A 4,089-nucleotide genomic window follows, 5' to 3' on the forward strand; every position below is an offset into this window, starting at 1 on the left:
GCTCTACACCACCCTGATTCGCGGCGTGCCCGACCTGGTGCTGATGCTGCTGATTTTTTACAGCCTACAAATCTGGCTGACCGGTTTTACCGACTTCATGGAATGGGACTACATCGAGATCGACCCATTCAGCGCCGGGGTTATCACTCTGGGCTTCATCTACGGCGCCTACTTCACCGAGACCTTTCGCGGCGCGATCCTCGCCGTACCCCGTGGACAGTTGGAAGCGGCGACCGCTTACGGCCTCAAGCGCGGCCAGCGGTTTCGTTACGTAACCTTCCCGCAGATGATGCGCTTTGCCCTGCCGGGCATCGGCAATAACTGGATGGTGATGCTCAAGGCCACGGCGCTGGTGTCGATCATCGGCCTGGCGGACTTGGTCAAGGCTGCCCAGGACGCGGGCAAGAGCACCTATCAACTGTTCTATTTCCTGGTGCTCGCCGCGCTGATCTACCTGCTGATCACCAGCGCTTCCAACTTCGTCCTGCGTCGGCTTGAACGTCGCTACTCCGCTGGGGCCCGGGAGGCCGTGCGATGATCGAACTACTGCAGCAATACTGGCGGCCCTTCCTGTACAGCGACGGCCAGCACATCACCGGGCTGGCAATGACGATGTGGTTGCTGAGCCTCTCGCTGGTGTTCGGTTTTGTGGTGTCGATCCCGCTGTCCATCGCCCGGGTGTCGCGCAAGCGCTGGGTGCGCTGGCCGGTGCAGTTCTACACCTACCTGTTTCGCGGCACGCCGCTGTATATCCAACTGTTGATTTGCTACACCGGCATCTACAGCATTGCGGCGGTGCGGGCGCAACCGGTGCTGGATGCGTTTTTTCGCGATGCGATGAACTGCACCATCCTTGCCTTCGCCCTCAACACCTGCGCCTACACCACCGAGATTTTCGCCGGGGCGATCCGCAGCATGGCCCATGGCGAAGTCGAAGCGGCCAAAGCCTATGGCCTTACCGGTTGGAAGCTGTACGCCTACGTCATCATGCCCTCGGCCCTGCGTCGCTCGTTGCCGTACTACAGCAATGAAGTGATCCTGATGCTGCACTCGACCACGGTGGCCTTCACCGCAACGGTGCCTGACATTCTCAAGGTGGCCAGGGATGCCAACTCGGCGACCTACATGACCTTTCAATCATTCGGTATCGCTGCGCTGATCTACCTGACCGTGACCTTTGCCCTGGTCGGTCTGTTTCGGTTGGCGGAGCGCCGCTGGCTGGCCTTTCTCGGGCCAAGTCACTAAGCGGTCTTTCATGTAAGGAGCATTCATGCGCCATGAGGTACATGATCTGATCGCACCGGTGCCGGGCACGGCGCGGCAGATCCACAGTTTTCACTTCGGCCCGGAACAGGCCGAAGGCAAGATCTACATCCAGTCATCGCTGCATGCCGATGAGTTGCCGGGCATGCTGGTGGCCTGGCACTTGAAGGTACGCCTGGCTGAGCTGGCCGCCACCGGTCGCTTGCGCAGCGAAATCGTGCTGGTGCCCATCGCCAACCCGGTGGGGCTGGAGCAGGTGCTGATGGACATCCCCCTGGGCCGCTACGAGCTGGAAAGCGGGCAGAACTTCAATCGATGGTTCGTCGACCTCAGCGAGCAGGTCGGAGACCAGATCGAGGATGTACTCGGGGATGATCCGCAACACAACGTCGAGCTGATCCGCACCGCGCTGTCCAGCGCCCTCACCGCGCACACCGCCGACACCCAGTTGCACTCCCAACGCTTGGTGCTGCAACGCTTGGCGTGTGATGCCGACATGGTGCTCGACCTGCATTGCGATTTCGAAGCCGTGGCGCACCTGTACACCACGCCTGAGGCTTGGCCTCGGGTTGAACCGTTGGCCCGGTATCTGGGCTCGGAAGCCAACTTGCTCGCCACCGATTCCGGCGGGCAATCCTTCGATGAGTGTTTCACCTTGGTGTGGTGGCAATTGCAGCAACGTTTCGGCGAGCGCTTCCCGATCCCCATGGGCAGCTTTTCGGTGACCGTCGAACTGCGCGGCCAGGGCGACGTCAACCACGGGCTGGCGGCCCTCGACTGCCAGGCAATCATTGATTACCTGATTCACTTCGGTGCGATTGCTGGCGACATCGCGCCACTGCCCGACCTGCCCTACCCGGCGACGCCGCTGGCGGGCGTGGAACCCGTCGCCACGCCGGTCGGCGGCTTGCTGGTGTTCAGCGCCCTGCCCGGTGAATACCTGGAGGCCGGGCAACTGATCGCCGAAATCATCGACCCCATTACTGACCGCGTAACTCCCGTGCCTTGTAAAAGCGCCGGACTGCTTTACGCCCGCTCGCTACGCCGCATGGCCACTGCCGGGATGGTCATTGCCCATGTCGCAGGCACTGAGGCCTACCGCAGCGGCTACCTACTTTCGCCTTGAGGATGCACGCTCCATGTACAAATTGACCGTTGAAGGCCTGCATAAAAGCTATGGCGATAATGAAGTGCTCAAAGGTGTTTCGCTCAAGGCCAAGACCGGTGATGTGATCAGCCTGATCGGCGCCAGTGGCTCGGGCAAGAGCACCTTTTTGCGCTGCATCAACTTCCTGGAAACCCCCAACGACGGCGCCATGACCCTGGATGGTCAGCAGATCCGCATGGTCAGCGACCGCCACGGCATGCGTGTGGCCGATGATGCCGAACTGCAGCGCCTGCGCACGCGTTTAGCGATGGTGTTCCAGCACTTCAACCTGTGGAGCCACATGAGCGTGCTGGAAAACATCACCATGGCACCGCGCCGAGTGCTGGGATGCAGCAAGAAGGACGCCGAGGAGCGCGCTCGTCGCTACCTGGACAAGGTCGGCCTGCCAGCACGTGTCGCCGACCAGTACCCGGCGTTTCTGTCCGGTGGCCAACAGCAGCGGGTGGCGATCGCCCGCGCCCTGGCCATGGAGCCGGAGGTCATGCTCTTCGACGAACCCACCTCGGCCCTCGATCCAGAGCTGGTCGGCGAAGTGCTGAAGGTGATCCAGGGCCTTGCCGAGGAAGGCCGCACCATGATCATGGTGACCCACGAGATGAGCTTTGCGCGCAAGGTGTCGAGTCAGGTGCTGTTTCTGCACAAGGGCTTGGTGGAAGAACAAGGCGCACCGGCGGATGTGCTGGGCAATCCGCAGAGTGAGCGTTTGCAGCAGTTCTTGAGTGGCAACTTGAAGTAGCCCCTGACGCTGCCAAGGGGCATACCGTGCCGTAGCGAGCCCCTACAGGACTCAGGCGATAGGTGCAGGAGGTGGCTCATCCGGCAGGGTTGGCTCACCGGGCTCGGTAGGCTGTGGGTAATCCGGTTCAGGTTGGCCGGGGATGCCGCCCGCATAAGCAGGGTCGGCCATCAGGGACCAGGCCAGAACACCAATCTGGTTGGGTTCAAGCCGGGCGAGTTCGGCGCTGATTCGCGGGTCGATCTTCATAAAGCACTCCTCAAGCGTGGCCCGGCGCGCTTTGCACGCGCCGAGGCTGTACACCCAATAGAGTCACTTCCCGCAGACAAATTCCATTTGCGTGTAGGAGCTTTCTATCAAGCGCGTGGGAGAGTTACGCCGAGCTGGCCCTGGTACTTGCCGCCACGGTCTTTATAGGACACTTCGCAGGCCTCGTCGGACTGCAGGAACAGCATCTGCGCCACACCTTCGTTGGCGTAGATCTTCGCTGGCAAGGTAGTGGTGTTGGAGAACTCCAGGGTGACGTGCCCTTCCCACTCAGGCTCAAGCGGTGTCACATTGACGATGATGCCGCAACGGGCGTAGGTGCTTTTGCCCAGGCAGATGGTCAACACGTCGCGAGGAATACGGAAGAACTCCACAGTGCGCGCCAGGGCGAAGGAGTTCGGTGGGATGATGCACACGTCGCTCTTGACGTCGACGAAGCTTTTTTCGTCGAAGTTCTTTGGATCGACGGTCGCCGAATTGATGTTGGTGAACACCTTGAATTCATCGGCGCAACGCACGTCGTAGCCGTAGCTGGAAACCCCATACGAGATCAGGCGTTCGGCACCTTCGCCACGCATCTGGCGCTCTACGAAGGGCTCGATCATGCCGTGCTCTTGCGCCATGCGGCGAATCCACTTGTCCGATTTGATGCTCA

6 protein-coding genes are annotated in these 4,089 nt (G+C 61.0%); 4 read left to right on the top strand and 2 right to left on the bottom strand.

Annotated elements, in window-relative coordinates; translation table 11 throughout:
- The 4 genes from ACRESD_RS15955 to ACRESD_RS15970 form a co-directional block, all read left to right on the top strand.
- A partial coding sequence (locus ACRESD_RS15955; protein ID WP_431751805.1) for an ABC transporter permease occupies positions 1 to 538 on the top strand: 538 nt, incomplete at its 5' end.
- Positions 535 to 1,245: an ABC transporter permease gene (locus ACRESD_RS15960; protein ID WP_123714917.1), complete on the top strand. Its 711-nt coding sequence runs from the start codon at positions 535 to 537 to the stop codon at positions 1,243 to 1,245. The genes ACRESD_RS15955 and ACRESD_RS15960, both read left to right, overlap by 4 nt.
- A gap of 25 nt (positions 1,246 to 1,270) precedes the next feature.
- Positions 1,271 to 2,389 (top strand): succinylglutamate desuccinylase/aspartoacylase family protein, encoded by a 1,119-nt coding sequence (locus ACRESD_RS15965; protein ID WP_431751806.1) that lies wholly within the window; start codon positions 1,271 to 1,273, stop codon positions 2,387 to 2,389.
- A 13-nt stretch (positions 2,390 to 2,402) separates the two neighbouring features.
- Entirely contained in the window at positions 2,403 to 3,167 is a 765-nt protein-coding gene (locus tag ACRESD_RS15970; RefSeq protein ID WP_431751807.1) for an ABC transporter ATP-binding protein, read from the top strand.
- Positions 3,168 to 3,218: 51 nt separating this feature from the next.
- Here the strand turns inward: ACRESD_RS15970 and ACRESD_RS15975 are convergent, their stop codons facing one another.
- Positions 3,219 to 3,416 (bottom strand): hypothetical protein, encoded by a 198-nt coding sequence (locus ACRESD_RS15975; protein WP_431751808.1) that lies wholly within the window; start codon positions 3,414 to 3,416, stop codon positions 3,219 to 3,221.
- Positions 3,417 to 3,523: 107 nt separating this feature from the next.
- The coding region (gene dcd / locus ACRESD_RS15980; protein ID WP_431751809.1) for a dCTP deaminase at positions 3,524 to 4,089 on the bottom strand (566 nt) is incomplete at its 5' end.

Source organism: Pseudomonas sp., assembly GCF_050739995.1.
In the GTDB taxonomy this organism is placed as follows: domain Bacteria; phylum Pseudomonadota; class Gammaproteobacteria; order Pseudomonadales; family Pseudomonadaceae; genus Aquipseudomonas.

Bases quoted from the DNA above. Each gene is read 5' to 3' on its own strand.
- ACRESD_RS15965 (WP_431751806.1), top strand. From the start codon at position 1,271: ATGCGCCATGAGGTACATGATCTGATCGCACCGGTGCCGGGCACGGCG.
- ACRESD_RS15960 (WP_123714917.1), top strand. From the start codon at position 535: ATGATCGAACTACTGCAGCAATACTGGCGGCCCTTCCTGTACAGCGAC.
- ACRESD_RS15975 (WP_431751808.1), bottom strand. From the start codon at position 3,416: ATGAAGATCGACCCGCGAATCAGCGCCGAACTCGCCCGGCTTGAACCC.
- ACRESD_RS15970 (WP_431751807.1), top strand. From the start codon at position 2,403: ATGTACAAATTGACCGTTGAAGGCCTGCATAAAAGCTATGGCGATAAT.